This is a genomic window from Staphylococcus sp. LKG4-2 (genome assembly GCF_050955665.1).
Taxonomy (GTDB): Bacteria; Bacillota; Bacilli; order Staphylococcales; family Staphylococcaceae; genus Staphylococcus; species Staphylococcus saprophyticus.
In genome coordinates this window covers 1,197,629-1,216,253 of the sequence record NZ_CP194532.1, presented here as the reverse complement: position 1 = coordinate 1,216,253, position 18,625 = coordinate 1,197,629, and the positions used below count along the sequence as shown (strand labels likewise).

At 31.1% G+C, this 18,625-nt stretch carries 19 protein-coding genes; 4 read left to right on the top strand and 15 right to left on the bottom strand.

What is annotated here, in order from left to right; translation table 11 throughout:
• Positions 1–135: 135 nt before the first annotated feature.
• The 3 genes from ACM6UH_RS06055 to xdrA form a co-directional block, all read right to left on the bottom strand.
• Positions 136–480 (bottom strand): YlbF/YmcA family competence regulator, encoded by a 345-nt coding sequence (locus ACM6UH_RS06055; RefSeq protein WP_002482889.1) that lies wholly within the window; start codon positions 478–480, stop codon positions 136–138.
• Between the two features lie 68 nt (positions 481–548).
• A complete protein-coding gene (locus ACM6UH_RS06050) occupies positions 549–1,679 on the bottom strand; it encodes a DUF445 domain-containing protein (protein WP_048787536.1) in 1,131 nt (376 codons plus the stop codon).
• Between the two features lie 247 nt (positions 1,680–1,926).
• Positions 1,927–2,391: an XRE family transcriptional regulator XdrA gene (gene xdrA, locus ACM6UH_RS06045; RefSeq protein ID WP_002482887.1), complete on the bottom strand. Its 465-nt coding sequence runs from the start codon at positions 2,389–2,391 to the stop codon at positions 1,927–1,929.
• Positions 2,392–2,819: 428 nt separating this feature from the next.
• Between xdrA and purU the strand changes: the two genes are divergently transcribed.
• The 3 genes from purU (at position 2,820) to ACM6UH_RS06030 (ending at position 5,589) form a co-directional block, all read left to right on the top strand.
• Positions 2,820–3,671, top strand: a complete 852-nt coding sequence (gene purU / locus ACM6UH_RS06040) for a formyltetrahydrofolate deformylase (protein ID WP_047502280.1) — start codon at positions 2,820–2,822, stop codon at positions 3,669–3,671.
• 473 nt (positions 3,672–4,144) lie between these two features.
• Positions 4,145–4,945 carry an ABC transporter permease gene (locus ACM6UH_RS06035; protein WP_047502283.1) on the top strand — a complete coding sequence of 267 codons (801 nt, stop codon included), beginning with the start codon at positions 4,145–4,147 and terminating at the stop codon, positions 4,943–4,945.
• A gap of 335 nt (positions 4,946–5,280) precedes the next feature.
• Entirely contained in the window at positions 5,281–5,589 is a 309-nt protein-coding gene (locus ACM6UH_RS06030; RefSeq protein WP_002482884.1) for a hypothetical protein, read from the top strand.
• Between the two features lie 146 nt (positions 5,590–5,735).
• On the opposite strand, the gene ACM6UH_RS06025 is transcribed toward ACM6UH_RS06030, so the two are convergent.
• The 4 genes from ACM6UH_RS06025 to ACM6UH_RS06010 form a co-directional block, all read right to left on the bottom strand.
• Positions 5,736–5,915: a hypothetical protein gene (locus ACM6UH_RS06025; protein ID WP_047502286.1), complete on the bottom strand. Its 180-nt coding sequence runs from the start codon at positions 5,913–5,915 to the stop codon at positions 5,736–5,738.
• A 439-nt stretch (positions 5,916–6,354) separates the two neighbouring features.
• A complete protein-coding gene (locus ACM6UH_RS06020) occupies positions 6,355–7,644 on the bottom strand; it encodes a dicarboxylate/amino acid:cation symporter (RefSeq protein WP_047502289.1) in 1,290 nt (429 codons plus the stop codon).
• Positions 7,645–7,769: 125 nt separating this feature from the next.
• A complete protein-coding gene (locus tag ACM6UH_RS06015) occupies positions 7,770–8,393 on the bottom strand; it encodes a response regulator (protein ID WP_011302810.1) in 624 nt (207 codons plus the stop codon).
• Between the two features lie 14 nt (positions 8,394–8,407).
• Positions 8,408–9,523, bottom strand: coding sequence for a GAF domain-containing sensor histidine kinase (locus ACM6UH_RS06010; protein WP_433912014.1), 1,116 nt, complete (start codon positions 9,521–9,523; stop codon positions 8,408–8,410).
• A 184-nt stretch (positions 9,524–9,707) separates the two neighbouring features.
• Here ACM6UH_RS06010 and ACM6UH_RS06005 point away from each other — a divergent pair, with 184 nt between their 5' ends.
• On the top strand, positions 9,708–10,535 hold the full coding sequence (locus ACM6UH_RS06005) for an RluA family pseudouridine synthase (protein WP_011302808.1): 828 nt from the start codon (positions 9,708–9,710) through the stop codon (positions 10,533–10,535).
• 202 nt (positions 10,536–10,737) lie between these two features.
• Here the strand turns inward: ACM6UH_RS06005 and fumC are convergent, their stop codons facing one another.
• The 8 genes from fumC to ACM6UH_RS05965 form a co-directional block, all read right to left on the bottom strand.
• The gene (fumC, locus tag ACM6UH_RS06000; RefSeq protein ID WP_011302807.1) at positions 10,738–12,123 is read right to left on the bottom strand and encodes a class II fumarate hydratase; all 1,386 of its coding nucleotides are present in this window, start codon (positions 12,121–12,123) and stop codon (positions 10,738–10,740) included.
• 377 nt (positions 12,124–12,500) lie between these two features.
• On the bottom strand, positions 12,501–12,917 hold the full coding sequence (locus tag ACM6UH_RS05995) for a hypothetical protein (protein WP_011302806.1): 417 nt from the start codon (positions 12,915–12,917) through the stop codon (positions 12,501–12,503).
• A 156-nt stretch (positions 12,918–13,073) separates the two neighbouring features.
• Positions 13,074–13,259: an SAS053 family DNA gyrase inhibitor gene (locus tag ACM6UH_RS05990; RefSeq protein WP_011302805.1), complete on the bottom strand. Its 186-nt coding sequence runs from the start codon at positions 13,257–13,259 to the stop codon at positions 13,074–13,076.
• A 21-nt stretch (positions 13,260–13,280) separates the two neighbouring features.
• Positions 13,281–13,880, bottom strand: coding sequence for a 6-phosphogluconolactonase (locus ACM6UH_RS05985; RefSeq protein WP_011302804.1), 600 nt, complete (start codon positions 13,878–13,880; stop codon positions 13,281–13,283).
• A 180-nt stretch (positions 13,881–14,060) separates the two neighbouring features.
• On the bottom strand, positions 14,061–14,531 hold the full coding sequence (gene trmL, locus ACM6UH_RS05980) for a tRNA (uridine(34)/cytosine(34)/5-carboxymethylaminomethyluridine(34)-2'-O)-methyltransferase TrmL (RefSeq protein ID WP_002482875.1): 471 nt from the start codon (positions 14,529–14,531) through the stop codon (positions 14,061–14,063).
• A 4-nt stretch (positions 14,532–14,535) separates the two neighbouring features.
• On the bottom strand, positions 14,536–15,663 hold the full coding sequence (gene queG / locus ACM6UH_RS05975) for a tRNA epoxyqueuosine(34) reductase QueG (protein WP_433912013.1): 1,128 nt from the start codon (positions 15,661–15,663) through the stop codon (positions 14,536–14,538).
• Between the two features lie 160 nt (positions 15,664–15,823).
• Positions 15,824–16,543: an amino acid ABC transporter ATP-binding protein gene (locus tag ACM6UH_RS05970; protein WP_433912015.1), complete on the bottom strand. Its 720-nt coding sequence runs from the start codon at positions 16,541–16,543 to the stop codon at positions 15,824–15,826.
• Positions 16,539–18,002: an ABC transporter substrate-binding protein/permease gene (locus ACM6UH_RS05965; protein WP_433912012.1), complete on the bottom strand. Its 1,464-nt coding sequence runs from the start codon at positions 18,000–18,002 to the stop codon at positions 16,539–16,541. Before ACM6UH_RS05965 ends, ACM6UH_RS05970 begins: the two co-directional genes overlap by 5 nt.
• Positions 18,003–18,625: the final 623 nt, after the last annotated feature.

Below are 18,625 nucleotides of genomic sequence, written 5' to 3'. Positions count from 1 at the left end.
CTCGATCTATTTAACCATATAGGTCGCATCGGTATTGAACTACTACAAAATCAAATTTATAAAAGATAGGATTACTGTTTTATTCTTTAACCGACTATATTATTTAAATAATATTCATTTACATTCAACTAAAAATTAGTCAGCGTAAATTTCATCTAAAGGTTTAACAATGATTTGGTTGATTTCTTGGAATACTTGGCTCATATTTTGTTCAGCAGCCATTAATTCAGAAATGTTTGAATCATTTTCGATTTTTTGAGCTTGTTCTTGTGCTTTTTGTAGCTCTTCTTCACCGATTTCTTCACCTTGCATTTGTTTTTGTTGGAAACTTAATTGTGTTTCACGGAATTCATCAAATAAATCTTTTGATTCTTGATTTTCTTTAACTTTTGCATAAGCATTTTGAATAGCTTGATATTCATCACTTTCTCTTAATGCTTGTTCTAATTGATTTGCATGATCGTATAAATTTACTGCCACTATGCTTCACTCCTTTTTTGTATATGTGTGAAAACCACATCGATATTACAATAACATAATTTAATATGTTATACAAAAATTGCAATTACACCTTGGAATAAACCGATTATGCCACCGAGTAAAAATCCCAAAAACATGATTAATTTCAATTCTTTATTAGCGATATCAATGATTAATTTTTCAATATAAGCTAAATCAAATGTATTAATTTGTTCTTCTACCATTTGTCTCAAGTTTATTTTTTTCATAATTGGAGATAGATGTTTTGACGCATTATCAATAATTACATCGGCTAACGTCTTAGATACTTTTGTTTCTAAGAATGAAATAAAGCTTGGCATAATGGTATGCAATGGTTTATGTGAAGTTTGTTCTAAGTCCACATATCTTAATGCTAATTCTGTCACTGATGTTTTAAAAGCTTGATATTGCGTTTCATTTATCAATTCATTCAACTGTTTCGATTTCATTGTTGCATATTCATTTTCAATAATCTGCGTAGCAATTGCTTTTGCTTTAGGATGACTCGTTAATCTAATGAGTTCATGCTGTATTCGCTCTGCAATGCTTTCTTTTGTCATGAACATTTGTAACATACCAACAATTTTTCCTTTTTCGTTGAAGAATGTATCTAACATAGAAGCAATATCTGCCCCACCTTTTTCTGATTTCAAGTATACGCGTGCTCTATCAAATAACAACTCAGGAAGTAGCGCAACTTTATCATCTATACTACTTTCAATGTCATTAGGAATAAGTTGCTGGATTGGCGTATTTTGATAATCTAAATAAAAGTTATCCATTTTATCTGAAATTAATTCATCTAATTTTTGATTTGCTGTTTTAGAAAAATCAATATCTACAATGTCTGCTAATGATTGTATTGTCGTATGATTCTCTTTCAATTTAGCGATTTGCTTAAATATAATCTCTTCAATTGCATCTCTAGAAGTTGGTGCATTTAACTTAGCTTGAATAACTTCTTCTGTAAGTAAGTGTTCTTCAACGACTTGACCAATTTTATCCGCAATTTCTTTTCTTCTTTTAGGTATTAATCCAGGAGTGAAAGGCACTCTCTTTTTGAAAATATAATATGTTTTAAACGGGTGAAACAACATTTTAACAGCAATGACATTGGTTACCCCACCAATCAGTGCGCCTATAACCATCATAAAGATGATAACTAAAAATGTCTGCATGTGTATGACTCCTTTGTTTGCTTAAATAAATTTCAAATTTTCTTATAATCATTTTTACATTGTATAACATATAACGATTCATTGTGTAGAAAAACATTCCAACATTTTACTTATAAAATAAAAAAAGACCTAAATCTATGTTTAGGTCAAGTAGAGGTAGAGTGACTAAATCATTCATATATAATATCACTTCCCATGACTGATAATTATATAAATAATGATTCTTCTATCACTAATTGAATTAATATTATACGTGCATTAATTCTTCTTTAGAAATTCTACCAAAATAAGTTTCAGCTTCTCTTAATTTTGAAGTACCAAATATCGGCTGTGTCTCTTGATTTAGCACACGATAGATATCACTCACTTTGTTACTTTGTAAGATGAAGCCATTACGACTATCAACAGTGTTCCAATAGATATCACTTGTTGTAGAATGGTTAGGATATGCACAATGATTACGAGAAATCGTTTGTACCATTTCTAGAGGATCACATCCAAATGTACTATTTAACACATCTGAATCTCTAAATAATGCACAAATTGACACACATGTTGTCCAGTTAGGTAATACTCTCTCTTTTTCTATTTGTACCAATGTCTTTTTAGAAAGACCTATTGTTTGGGCCATCGTATCTTGCGTATAACCTGCTTCAATACGTACCATTTTAAATTTTGTTTGAATTAAATCTGTGAAACTCTGTCTATCCATTACTTTAATCTACCTTTCATAAAAGAATATTTTATCCGGACACAAGAAATTGCAATAATACACGCTTCTTGAAACACAAATTACATCATAATACAATTTTTAGGAAAATAAAAGAGTGAAATGAAATTTTCATTGTTAATTATCATTGGCGCAATTATCAAAATAATCAATCTTATATCTTATAATATTTTAAAAACAAAAATCACTTTGTTTGTAAGCGTATTATTATTGTGAAATGTGTTATCAACTCAAATTACTTATTACTCTTTTAAGATAAAAACACTATTTATTATTATAGACCATTTTTCTTGTTTACGCATAGATAAACTACAAATTTCTCTAAATTAATTTAAATGATAGCTTTTGTTTACATTATTCAAAATTTTCATTATAATCTGAGTTACTTTTAAAATTTTGAGGTGCTTAATATGAAAAATACATATATATTACTAGCTAGATGTACAGACAGCGTAGGTTTAACGTCATTAATTACAACGATTATTGCGGATCATGGATCTAATATTTTACATTTAGATCATTTTACAGAGTATGAAAGCAACCAATCTGAAAAGGGTAAATTATTTTTACGCTTAGAATTTGAACAAGTTACAGAACTTAAAGAAGCATTAGAATCGACTTTAAATCAATACGATATAAAATTTGAACTTTTCGATAATAATGATAAAACGAAAATCGCATTATTTGTTTCTAAAGAAGATCACGCATTTAACGAAGTTCTATTAAGAGTACAACGAGGTGAATTGCCTGCAGAAATTGTATGTGTCGTAAGTAACCATGAAACAAACAGACATTTTGCTGAATCTTTGTCTATTCCATTTTATTATGTGCCAAATAATAAAGAGAAACAAGAAGTAGAGCAAGAGATACTTAATATTTGTAGCCATCACGAAATCGATCTCATTGTACTAGCAAAATATATGCAAATTTTAACTGATCATTTTGTAAGTCATTATCCAAACCAAATTATAAATATTCATCATTCATTCTTGCCATCATTTATCGGTGCAAATCCTTATAAACAAGCTTGGGAACGCGGTGTTAAACTTGTAGGCGCTACAAGTCATTATGTTACGTCGGATTTAGATGAAGGCCCAATTATCGAACAGGATGTCACACGCATAAATCATCGCTACAGTGTTCAAGATTTAAGAAAAATAGGACGTCACGTTGAATCAACCGTGCTAGCACAAGCAGTCGAATATCACGTACAACATAAAATTATTGTAAATGATGGAAATAAGACGATTGTCTTTAATTAACAAATATTTTTTGTGTACTATTCACTGTTTCAGAGATAAAAAACAAAATTTTTAAGAATTATATATTTTCTAAAACATACTATTATAAATAGATACATTTAAAGTTATCTGAAACTCATTGTATTGACTTCAGATAACTTTATTATTTATATATAGTTCCACTTACTCCTGTAATATACTTCTTTAATTTACTTATATATCGTTCAATTCTGTTATACAACAGAATCTGACGATTATAAAATGATTATGCGATTTCATTAATTTTTTTAAATTTAATAGACTCGAAATACCAGTATATTGGAAAGCAATGATCTAATCGCACTATTCAATAATCTATTTTTATTCTCCCTATCATATGACTCAAAATATTCTATGTATCACATGATAATTCATTTACTTACATTCCAAATATAATGTATAATTATTTTCACTAATATTAATAAAAACTAAATATGAAAGCGTGATATGTTCAAATGAATTCAGTATGGTTTATATTAAAGGAACAGTTGACGAACCTGTATTTAATTAAAAGACTAGCAGATTTCCAATTACGAATTTCTAACCATAACAACTATTTAGGTGTAGCTTGGGAAATCATTAATCCAGCATTACAAATTGCAGTATATTGGTTTGTATTTGGTCTAGGTTTACGGAATAATGCTACTCATGATGGGATACCTTTTATTTATTGGCTTATTGTAGGTATAAGTATGTGGTTTTTTGTAAATCAAGGTGTTTTAGAGGGTACAAAAGCGATTGTATCAAAATACAATCAAGTTGCAAAAATGAAATTTCCATTATCTGTCACACCTAGTTACATTGTATTTAGTAGATTTTATGGACATCTCGGCTTATTGTTGATTGTGTTAATCATTTGCTTTTCGGGTGGATATCACCCTTCTATTTATTCATTACAATTATTAATTTATGTACCTTATGCCTTAATATTAACGACTATTATCTCAATATTAACATCAACTTTGGCCGTATTGATTCGTGATACGCAAATGGTTATTCAATCGTTAATGAGAATCATATTTTTTGTATCTTCCATATTATACGCACCTAAAAATGAAATTGTGGTAACAGTCATGAAATTAAACCCGATTTATTTTTTAGCTGAAGGATACCGAGCCGCCCTATTGCACAAAGAATGGTATTTTATTAATCATTGGCATTTAACTGTTTATAATTTTGTACTTGTCTTGTTTCTTTTTATCGTAGGAGCTGTCGTGCACATGCGTTATAGAGATCATTTTGCTGATTTTATGTAATTTATCATAATAAAGCCCCCTTACATTGATAGAACTACTTTTTCATTTTATGAAAATAAGGCATTCCTATACATAAGCTCTAGCTTTTGTATTCTATATAAAGTGTATCCGCGGCTTTATACATGTGCATTAGCTTAAATGTACATTATTTTCCACTTCTCAATTTAACCGCCCTTAGCTAAACGATGTAATCATTATTGAAACTCCACCATTATCCGACATTTCATATATGTAATTTGTAATAGACTATTCTCATGTTATACTCAATTAAAATAATTTATAAGTAAATGTTTTGTCAATATATGACAAATAAACTTTAGATTGGGGAATTAATTATGCAAGTAGATATCAATCATCCCGTCATTGCTATAAGTGCTTCGTTAAAATTTTTTCAATTACAAACTGTTTCAGGGCAACTCATTTTGCTAGATGATCGTATCATCTTTAAATCTCTAGAGACAATGCAAATTGGAAATATTAAGGAGACATTTTTATTTACAGATATCAAAAGCTTGAAGACAGGTTTCTCACTTTCACCTTTTAGAATTACAATAATGGACCATGATGGTGAAACATGGATATTTGATCAAGTCCATCGTAAAGATGCAAAAAAATTTGTAGAACTGTATCATGCTATTACATAATACCCATTTAGCCTTCATCATTTTTAATACAAGTTACTAAAAAAATGTTTGTAACAGACAACTGATTATCAATTAAATTTGCCTATCAAACGTGCAACTTACTTATGTTATTGCACATATATTGCATCTAATTTAATCGGCTGTCACTACTTATCTTTATCATCTTTTCTGCCAAAGAAATAATCAATAATTAAAATGATTAAAGGTATAGATAATGTTATGAATACTGAATAATGACCTCTCTTTATAAAAAAGTATGTGCATATCACCGTTATTATTAAACAAATTGCTAAGACAATCAGTACATATAATTTATTTTTATTCATATGCATAGTTCTCCTTCAAATTTAGTTCAATCACAAGATAACATATGATGCAAATCACTTCTAATTTGATGATATCCGTGTTTCAGTGTTTATGATTATTAAAAATACGAACCTATTAAAGCATATCAGTACGCATTAAAAAGTCTGAGACAAAATAGATGTCTCAGACTTTTTCAATTAGGCAGTAGATGATTGAGTTGAAAATATAAAGACTCACTTATTTATAAAAACTATTTTTCCATTTTTATAGAAACAAATCGTTCTTTTGCATAAGCTAAAGCTTAGATATGCCACATAAAAATGCTAGTGAGACTTATGTATGCACGTTAGCTCAGGTAAAGCTTTATTCTAGTCATCTTTGCCTTGATTGCATAGGTAGGACGACGTAATCTATATTAGAAAATTTGATTTCTATGCCCTACCCTTTATTAATCTATATTTATTCATTAAGTGTACGTTCTTTTGCTAACTTTCTTTCTTCAGCATTTGAAATAACTAAAGCACATGCTGCGTCGCCTGTTATATTGACTGATGTTCTTGTCATATCAAGTAATCTATCAATCCCTAAAATAATACCGATGGCTGCTGGATCTAGTCCTACTGCATTTAATACCATTGCGAGCATAATCAATCCTACGCCAGGAACCCCAGCTGTACCAATAGATGCCACAACTGCTATAACGACAACTGTTATAATTTGCGAAACAGATAAAGTCACGCCAGAAATTTGAGCGATAAATATCGTTGCAACACCTTGCATTATGGCAGTACCATCCATGTTAATCGTTGCGCCTAAGGGTTGAACAAATGAAGCAATTTCCCGTCTAACCCCCATTTTTTTCGTGCATTCTAATGATACAGGTAAAGTAGCCGTAGAACTTGAAGCACTAAAACCTAATGTGATAGCTGGAATAAAGTCTTTGAAAAACTTTAATGGACTTGATTTTGCCATAAATTTAACGGCAGCACCATATACCACAAAGAAATGAATCCCTAACCCCAGTAAGACAATAAAGAAATACATACCTAATTGCTGGATTGCCCCAAATCCAGCACCAGTAAAGGCATGTGCTACAAGACCAAATGTACCAATTGGTGCAAAGACACTCATAATCATTGTTACAATATACATGAGTACATCATTGGTTTGTTCTAAAAATTTATGAACCATTTGTGCCTTTGAACCCACCATGATAATACCTACACCAATGAAAATAGCAAATGAAATAATTTGCAACATATTTTCATCCGTCATGGCTTGCAATGGATTTTTAGGAAATAGATTAATTAAAGTTTGATCAAATGTTTGTTTGGCGGCTGAATCTTGTGAACTGTCTTCTTTCTCTAATGTTTGTTGATAACTGGATACATCATCACTATTTAATAGTTCTGATTTTCCAGCACCGGGTTGTAATACTAAAGCCAATGTAATACCAATGATAATTGCAATCGCTGTCGTTGTTAAAAAGAAGGTAATCGTTTTTATACCTATGCCCCCTAATAATTTTGGATCACCTACACCGACTACCCCTAAGACGATGGAAACAAAAACAACTGGCACTACTAACATAAAGATTAAATTCAGAAAGATTTGTCCGATAACATTAAATAGGTATTTATCTACGTTTTCTACAAAAGCTGTATTCGAAAATACATTAAAGATAGAACCAATTGCAATACCTAATACTAACGCTATGACGATCTTTAATGAAAGATGCTTCGTTTTCATAGCAATATCCCCCTTTTAGTTATTACTATTTATTATATAGTATTTTTATATAAATTAAAGTAAGAATTCACCAAAATAGATATATTACCATGCCATGACATTATTTATGATCGTTTTATTACACACTATATTAAATTGTTTTGCATAGCATAAATTGCCGCCTGTGTACGATCCGTTACTTGAAGTTTACTAAATATATGGCTAACATGCGTTTTAATTGTTTTCTCTGATACAAAAAGTGTTTCTGCAATTTCTTTATTTGTTTTACCTTTTGCCATTTCCGTAAGTACTTCTGATTCCCTTTTTGAAAGCTTGTTTGCATAATGTGGCTTTTTACTTACTGTTTCAATGACATGTTGTGCTTGAGGATGAATAATTTTTTCTCCTGCAAGAACATGTTTTATTGTTTTTATTAATTGCTCAGGCTCTACATCTTTCATCTCATAACCATCTGCACCTTTATCAATTGCAGAAATAACATGTTCATCATCAATATAACTTGTTAACACTAATATTTTTACATTTGGATATTTTTTCTTCATCCATTCTGTAATTTCAATACCATTCATTTCTGGCATTACTAAATCTAATAATACAATATCGGGTAACGTGTTGTTTTCTAGATAATCTAAAAAGGTTTGACCATCTGAAAATCCACCTATAACCTCTAAATCTTCTACCGTTGATAATAAAAATTCTAATCCTTGCCTAACAATATGATGATCATCTACAAGTATAATTCGACTCATAACTTTCTTCCTTCCTATAACGACAACGGCACGCTTATATATATTTTAGTACCCTTGTTTTCAATTGATTCAATATCTAAATTACCATTTATCGCTTTCGCACGTTGTCTCATATTATTGATTCCATGTGAATAATTAAAATTTGATTGATTCATATTAAAACCTTTACCAAAATCTTTAATTTCCACGATTAAAGATTGATGATTTTGCGTCAATTTCACATTAATCTCATTTGTATTCGCATGTTTCTTAGTATTATTCATAGCTTCTTGGATAATACGGTAGACATTTTCTTCTATTAAGCTTGGTAAATTAATCAAACCTTCAACTTTTACACTTAACTCAATTTGTAAAATATCACTATAGTTATTTAATGCATTTACTAATCCTTGTTCTAATCCAACAGGTTTAAGTTGCCAGATCAATGACCGCATCTCATTCACGGCTTGTTGACTTGTATCTTCTATTACATTAAAAGCATTCCGTGATACTTCCTCTTTCGTAATACCCTGGGCAGCATGTGCAGTCAGTTTCACAGAAAATAATAATTGATTCACTGAATCATGTAAATCTCGAGCTAATCGATTTCTTTCACTGATACGAGCAGCTTCTTTTTCTTTATTTGTGAGAATAATTCGTTTGATAGCAGAACCTATTTGAAAAGCAACTGACTCTAGTAATTCTAAGTCCTCTTCACTGTAGCTTGTTTTATAAGGTGTCGCCACATTTAATAATCCAAACTGTTCTTCTCCTGAACGTAATGGCACCGTTGCATGATGTGTAATACCATTTGTTTCAGCATGATGTGCACGATTAGCTAAATTAATGCGAGAGCAATTTATAATATTTGATGCCTTAGTTAACTTTTTATTTTGATATGCTTGAACACACCAACACGTGCCTTCACATATGTATTTACAATTGTCTTTGGCTAACGCTCCTGGAAGCTCAAAATGCGAGACTAATTCATGTTGCCCTACATCATCTATAAAGAAAATCCATCCAGTAGTAAAATCCGTTCCTTCTATAAGATATCTCAACGCGCCATCCATCATGCTGTATGTTTCTGTTTCTTCATTTAAAAATTCAGCTATTTCTTTAAGTAATGCAAGTCTTGTCGGTTTTTCCATTTAACCATTCCATTCCGTTACTACTTTAATATATATTATACCTTCTTCATGTTAAATTTTAAAATGTTGCTTCTACAACATTAATAAATGCATTCATTTAAATTTTAAATATAGAATTCATTTGACTAATATTTTTAATACTTTCTTTATGGTATGATAATAGTTGATAATCAAGGAGGATACTATGAAATTTGAAATCCCTAATAAATATAATCAATTAACATTAAGAGAAATTTTTCAACAATTGCACTTACCAAAAAAAGATTTACACACTTTAAATATGTCGAAAGCAATTACCATTAACGAATCGCCTGGAACGCTCACGACTAAAGTAAATACTGGCGATAATGTTTATATTCCAACACCAGATGAAGTGAGTAATTACTTACCTAGTTACCGCTTCGCTCAAATTTATTATGAAGATGATGACATAGCAATTGTCATGAAACCAAAAGGTGTGAAAACACATCCAAATGATTTAAAAGAAAGTAATACATTAATGAACCATGTCATTTATACAATAAAAAGTGATTATGTAGAACCTATTCACCGATTAGACCAAGAAACAGTTGGTTTATTAATCGTCGCAAAAAACCCACTAATGAAAAAAATCTTAGACCGTATGCTAGAGGAAAATAAAATAGACCGTATATATAAAGCAAATGTACATAGTTTATTACCTATCAAACCTCAGACTATCGATATGCCTATTGGTAAAGATAAATTTCATTCTAATAAACGTCGTGTCTCTTCTACAGGTCAATCTGCAATCACACATATTTTAAATTCAAAAATGATTAAAGAAGACGTCTGTGAATTAGAAATAAAATTAGATACCGGTAGAACGCATCAAATTCGTGTACACTTAGCAGAAATTGGTCACCCAGTTATTGGTGATCCATTATATGGTAACTCTACGTTAAGAAAATTAGAATTAAATAGTCACAAAATAGAATTTATTCATCCACTCACACAAGAAAGTATAACTGTAAGTTTAGACGATGAAGTTTAATCATATAAAATAATTGCAATACCTTATCTCTATTAAAATAAGCTAGCATACTATTAAGTGTAAAAAAACTGTTGCATTTGATTATTCTGTAGTCAATTGCTAACGTTCAACGCATTAAAGTATAAAACAAAAAGAGCTAATCCATATGATAGGATTAGCTCTCTTAATTTAAATATTTGTATTTTCAGTGCTCTATGGAGTTTTATTTAGGTTCAACCATATCTTCTGGTTTAATCCATTGTTCGAATTGTTCTTCTGTAACATACCCTGAATCAATTGCTGATTCTTTTAAAGTAAGCCCTTCACGGTGAGCTTTTTTAGCGATACTAGCTGCTTTTTCATATCCAATGTGTGGATTCAAAGCAGTTACGAGCATTAATGATTGGTTTAAATAATTATCAATATTCTCTGGAATTGGCTCAATACCAACTGCACAGTTATTATTAAATGTGTCCATACCATCTGCTAATAAATAAATTGACTGCAAGGTATTTAATAAAATAACTGGTTTGTATACATTGAGTTCAAAGTTACCTTGTGAACTTGCAATACCAACTGCTGTATCATTACCCATTACTTGAACTGCAACCATAGTTAACATTTCACATTGCGTTGGATTAACCTTACCAGGCATGATAGATGAACCAGGTTCATTCTCTGGTATGGAAATCTCAGCAAGACCCGCACGAGGTCCTGAAGCTAACCATCTTACATCATTGGCAATTTTCATTAGATCTGTTGCAAGTGCTTTAAGTGTACCATGCAATTGTACAACTTCGTCATGTGCTGTTAATGCATGGAATTTATTTTCAGATGATACAAAAGGATAGCCTGTATTTTCAGCTATAAATTTAGCTACTTTGTCACCAAACTCTGGATGTGCATTAATTCCTGTACCTACTGCAGTACCACCAATAGCTAAGTTTAAAATATGCGCTTTTGATTCACTTAACAACGTTTCACATTTATCTAACATATAACGCCAACCACTAATTTCTTGACCTAGTCGAATCGGTGTAGCATCTTGTAGATGCGTACGCCCAATTTTAATAATATCGTGATATTGTTCTTCTTTTTGTTTAAACGTATCTCTCAGTGTTTTTAATGCAGGTTCTAATTTTGTTTCAACTTCATTGTATAATGCAACATGCATTGCTGTTGGGAATGTATCATTAGAACTTTGAGATTTATTTACATCATCATTAGGATGAATAGACTCATCGATACCTTGCTCTTTTAAGTAAGTATTGGCAACATAACTTACAACTTCGTTTACATTCATATTACTTTGTGTACCACTCCCTGTTTGCCAAACAACAAGTGGGAAATGTTCATCTAATTCTTTATTTAATACGCGGTCACATGCATAGACAATCGCATCTTTTTTGGCATCTGATAATTTACCTAATGCATGATTAGCTAATGCTGCCCCTCTTTTTAATTGCGCAAATCCGTATACAACTTCAATTGGCATACGTTCTTTACCCACTGGAAAATTACGTTTACTTCTTTCTGTTTGTGCACCCCAGTATTTATCTGCAGGTACTTCAATTTCACCGAATGTATCATGTTCTATTCTTACTGACATTTATAATTCTCCCCTTCATTATTCATTGTTCGCTATTAGTATAGCATTAAACATTTTATAGGAGCAATCGTATTATATAGCGTTTTCATAATTCAATTGATAATTTTAAAATACATAAACAACAACACATTGATATTTTTTCTTTTATATGAAAAGGTAGCAGGAGAGTAATCAAATTTTTTAATCGTTTGTTTAAATAAGTGAGATTTTACCTTTTCAATTCAGTCATCTACTGCCTAAATGAAAAAAAGCGTCTGAGACATCTACTTTGTCTCAGACGCGATAATTGGAAATACAATTAAAATTTTTATATTAGATGAATGAACATAGTGACGTACATTTTATTAATCTTAAAAGCTCTATTATTAAAAATTGTCTTAACGCTCTTTAGTGATATTAACACTTTTAAATTGATTTTTTGCCGCTTGAATCACGCCAACTGCAGTTAAAATTAATAAGATCGCACCTATCACTAATGTAACTGGACTAATTGTTATTAATAATCCTAGGAAACCATCTAAATTATCATAAAAGCTACCTAAAGGCTTAAATAATAATACAGTTATAACAATACAACATAACACACTAATAATGACGCCTGTTTGATTACTTTTTACAAAAGTTGATGCATTCACTTGATCTACTAAACCTTGTGATAAATTAATTTGTAATTTAATAATTTTGAATAATACTGGTAAATAAAGCGCTCCAATTGCCATTGGAAAACCTTTTATAGAAATTAAATTTACAATAACAGCACTTATCATGATATATTTCCAATATTTGCTTAACATTTATATAATTCTCCTTAAATCAATAATGCTTTAATAATAACACATTCACATTTAACATGGCATTTCTTTTTTTACCACATGACTTCGAAAATAATCGTCATCACAATTACACAAAAAACCTTTGTGAACCATAATAATTCACAAAGGTGGCTTAAACTATTCATTTAAATCGGAACGTACTGCTGGGTCATGTGATTTATCTAATTTATCTTCATCATTTTCTTCAGAGATTTGTTCCATTTCTTTTCCTAATTCTACGACATCCTCTAAATCATCAACCATCGCGTTTTCTGACTCTAATTCATCACGATGTAGATTATTTTGATTTTTATCTAAACTCATTGCAATCACCTCACATATAAATTATGCAAAACGTGCAGTGAAATAATGTCTAACATCTTCTGGTAAACCTTCAGCAGCCGCTTCATCTAAAATAACATTAACCATACGGTGCGCTTTTAAATCTGAAGGTTCAAAACTTGTTTTACCATTTTCTTCATAAAGTTTATGAACGACTTCTTTTTTATCGCTACCTGTAATAATTAAAATAACTTCACGTGCCGAGAATAAACCTTGATTCACACTTACATCTAATTTACCATTTGTATCAATAGAAAGTACTTGTGTAATCAATTTCCCTTTATTTTCTTTAGTTTTGATTTTATCTTTAATAAATGATTCCGTATCTTCACCAAATGAAACATTGAAGATTTGGCCTTCTGGAACACCAAGTGCTTCAAAGTATGATTTATTGTTATCATAATCCAGAATATTAATTTGACTAAAATCTACTGCATGTTTATCAACATTTTTCTTTAATTCATCCAATACTGGTGCATTGTCACTTGAAAGGTGTACGCCAGCAATTGTTGTTGGATTGTTGTTAAATTGTTTTCTTAAGATATCTGCAGCATATTCCGCTACAACTTGTTCATTTTCTAAAACTTTAAAGTTCATTGCCATAGTAATTACACTCCTCTTTGTCTATTAAGACGCGTTCTAGCATTATTTTTATTATTACCCTTGTTACAGTAACCATAAACTATTTACTTAATTTAACTTATGATTCTTCTGATTTAAATTATATTTAGGCTTAACTTCATTATACAAAGCTTTAACTATAATTTCATTCATTTTAAACAATTAATGTAACCCAGGGAAACTTTGTTGTCTTAAAGCTTCGTATATAAGTAATGAAGCTGTATTAGATAGATTTAATGATCTAATATTATCATTCATTGGTATTCTTAAGGCAGTTTCAGCATAAGCATCTTTTACCCAATCAGGTAATCCAGTTGTTTCTCGTCCAAATATGAAAAAGTGGTCATGTTCTGTATCTGTGAAATCAAAATCTGAATACGTCTTTTTACCAAATTTAGTCAACAAATAGTATGTACCATCTGTGTTTTCAAAAAATGATTCAATGTTTTCATAATAGGTAATGTTCACAGATTCCCAATAATCTAAGCCTGCACGTTTTAACATTTTATCATCTGTACTAAAACCTAATGGCTTAATTAAATGTAAATGTGTATATGTACCAGCGCATGTTCTAGCAATACTGCCTGTATTACCAGGTATTTGTGGCTGAAATAATACTATATGGTTTGTCATGCTTTTATTCGCTCCTCATTTCAAGTCCTTTTATCATTTCTACTTGGACTTCTTCTATTTCATCATTATAATGTTGTTCTATAAAAGGCCTTGCCGCTTCACCTTGAATTTGACCTATTGCCCAATATGCAGTACCACGAATCATGGGTCTAGGATCATTCAAAGCTACTTCTTGTAATTCTGATATTGCAGTTTCATCTTTAAAATGCGCTAATGCGACGATAGCATTCCGCTGTATCGGTTTCTTCCCTCTCCATGCACCTGCTAAATGACCATAAGTGTTTTTAAATTCCTTATTACTCATTTGCAACAAAGGCGCCAATCTAGGTTTCAAAATTTCTGGTTCTAATACGATATCATCATGTTGAGTATTGATTCCTTTATTTCTTGGACAAACTTGCTGACATATATCACAACCATATAAACGATTACCAATTTTATAACGATATTCATCAGCTAAATACCCTTTAGTTTGCGTTAAAAAGCTGATACATTTTTGACTATTTAATTGTCCATCACCAACAAGTGCTCCAGTTGGGCAACGATCAACACAAATGGTACAATCACCACAACTATCGATTAACGGATCATCTGGTGGAAAAGGTATACTTACAAGCATTTCACCTAGATATGTCCATGTACCTAATTCTGGATTAATAACAAAACCGTTTCTACCTACGTAACCTAAGCCCGCGCGTTCAGCAACTGCGCGATCTGAAAGTACACCAGTATCTACCATTGATTGTATTTCTACACCAGGTACTTTTTCTTCTAAATACGCACCTAATTTATCTAGGCGTTTCCTCATAATCGAATGATAGTCTTGTCCCCACGATGCTCGTGCAAACATACCACGGCGATCACCACGAACACTTTTAGGAGCGCCTTTCAATTTATTAGGATAACCCACTGCAATTGCAATGATTGATCTAGCTGTCGGCAGCGATAACTTCGGTTCAGTTCTCAATTCGATATCCGATTCTTCGAAACCAGATGCATAGCCTTTCGCATGATAGTCAGCTAACTTTTGTTTCAACTCATCAAAAGGATCAGCTGTAGTAAAACCAATACTATCGATACCAATTGTATGAGCATAATCTATGACATCTTGTTTCAATTGGTTTAAATCCATTTAATTACACCCCACATTAAAAACATACATTCCATAGTTTAACACATTCCGAAGTGTTTAGCGTATGACGTATTTTAGTTTTTCATGACAAAATTAAAAACCAAGTATCTAAAGTTACGATTATTAATTAATCTAACTTTAAATGCTTGGTTTCAACAGCTTATAGTACTCTACTCAAGAAGTTTTTAGTTCTTTCATGTTGTTGATGATCAAAAATATCTGTTGGCGATCCAGATTCAACAATCACGCCATCTGCCATAAAGACCACTTTATCACTTACATCCCTTGCAAAGTTCATTTCATGTGTGACAACGACCATTGTCATACCTTCTTTTGCTAGATCTTTCATTACCTTAAGCACATCACCAACAACTTCAGGATCAAGTGCTGACGTTGGTTCATCAAATAATAACACTTCAGGATTCATTGCCAATGCTCTAGCAATTGCAACCCTCTGCTTTTGTCCACCAGATAATTGAGAGGGATAAGCGTCTGCTTTATCTGCTAATCCAACCTTTTCAAGTAATGATTTCGCCTGTTGTTTTAAATTAGCGATATTATCTTTTTTCAATAAACTTGGCGCTAATATAACATTATCTATGACCTTTTTATGAGGAAACAAATTAAAATTTTGAAATACCATCCCCATTTGTTGACGTAAGGTTTCTAACTCAGTGCTGTTATGAGTTAAATGTTGTTCTTTAAAAATAACTTCCCCACTAGTCGGTGTTTCTAACAAATTCATGCAACGAAGTAATGTACTTTTCCCACTACCAGAAGGACCAATGATTGCGACGACTTCACCTTGATTAACCGTTAAATCAATTCCTTTGAGCACTTCATTTTTACCAAAAGATTTATATAAATTTTTAATATTAATAACTAACTTTCATTCTCCCTTCAAAGTAATACATCACTCTAGATAATGTGAATGTAAGAATAAAGTATAGTATTGCAGCAACGATTAATGGTGTAAATGGATCAAATGACGCACCTTGTACAACTTGTGCATTGAACATTATTTCACTAACACCAATGACTGAAACAATTGACGATTCTTTAATTACCGTTACAAATTCATTACCTAAAGCCGGTAAAATATTTTTAATAGCTTGCGGTAAAATAACTGACTTCATTGTCTGACCATAAGTTAAACCTAAACTACGTGCTGCTTCAGTTTGTCCACTATCAACAGCGTTAATACCTGCTCTTATTATTTCGGCAATATATGCTGAACAATTAATTACTAAAGCAATCATACCGCATATAAGCGCTGATATATTTAATCCAAGAACTGCTGTTGTTCCAAAGTAAACAAGGAATACTTGAACTAAAAGCGGTGTCCCTCTTAGGAATTCAATATAAGCTGAAGCAAGCCAACTTAATAATTTAATTTTGCTTAACTTAAGTAAAGCAATACCAGCACCAAACACTGTCCCTAATAGAACACCAACAATGGAAATTAATATCGTGTTCTGAATACCTTTTAAGAAGAAATTACCATACTTAGTGAAAAAATTACCGTCATCTTTTTTCATTGCTTCTGCCGCAGAAGCTTTATAATCCTTAATTAAATTATTATCTTTAACATCTTTGATAGATGCATTCAATTTTTCCATTAATTTTGGAGAATGTTTCGGAGCAGCTATTGCTGTACTTTTTGTACCTTCATTAAATTTAACATTTTCAGCAAATGTTAAATCTTTATTTTGTTTCAAATAAGCTTCAGCTACTGGTCCTTCGATGACCATTCCTTTTACCTTACCACTCTTTAATGACATGATTACTTCTGGAACTCTAGTCAAAGATTGTACCTGTGCATTATCAATTTCACTCTGAGCAATTTTTTCTTGTTGTGTTTGTTTTTGAACACCTATTTTTTTATTTGCAAAATCATCAATATCTTTTAAATTATCTGCATCTGATTTTTTTATTATCATTTTTTGTTGGACTGTCATATATGGGTTAGAAAAATCTACTTCTTTTTCACGCTCTGGTGTTGGTGTCATACCAGAAATAATTAAATCGACTTTCCCAGTCTTAATTGCTCCCAATAAACTGTCAAATTGCATATTTACAATTTTTAATTTCAGATGATTATCTTTAGCTATTTTTTTAGCTAAGTCAATATCGATACCTGCATATTCCGATTTACCATTTACATTATGCTCAAATTCATATGGTGCATAATCTGCAGATAAACCTACGCGTAATTCACCACGCGCTTTTATTTTATCCCATTGATCCTGTTCCGCTCCATGTGCAACAGGGCTAATGTAAGTTAATATACCGCTACTAATTAAAATAACAGTCATAATCAATTTAATCATGTGTTTCATTTTCTAACCCCTTTCTATATAATTCATTATTATACATAATTACGAAATAATATTCAATATAATTTTAGGAATCTATTTAAACTTATATAAACAGCTAATTACCTCAAATTCTGTCCCTTGAGTATAAAAAAGAGAGCCTGGGACAAAACTAGATGTCTCAGACTCTTGTTCAATTAGGCACTAAATGACTAAATTGAAAATGTATAGCCTACTTATTTTAAAGAAACTATTTTTCCTATTCTTATGGAAACGAGTAGTTCTTATGCATAGGCTAAATCTTATATATAATTATAGTGAAACTTATACATGCACGTTAGCTCAGGCAGACCTTTATCATAGTTATCTCTGCCTTGATTACATAGGTGGAACTACAAAAGACCCACTAGAAAATTTAATTTCTGCCCTATGCTTCATAATCAATTACAGGTTGCTGTCATGCTTGTTAATATACATTAATTTATACTCCATACCTTAAAGTAAAATATATAGACATAGAAAATAATGAAAATAATATTGACACTATAATAAACTTAAAGTTTTAGATTTTTAGACTTAACTACACCTATACAATACCTTGAAAATGTATAGATATTCATTTTCTTAGATAACCAACTGCCATACAC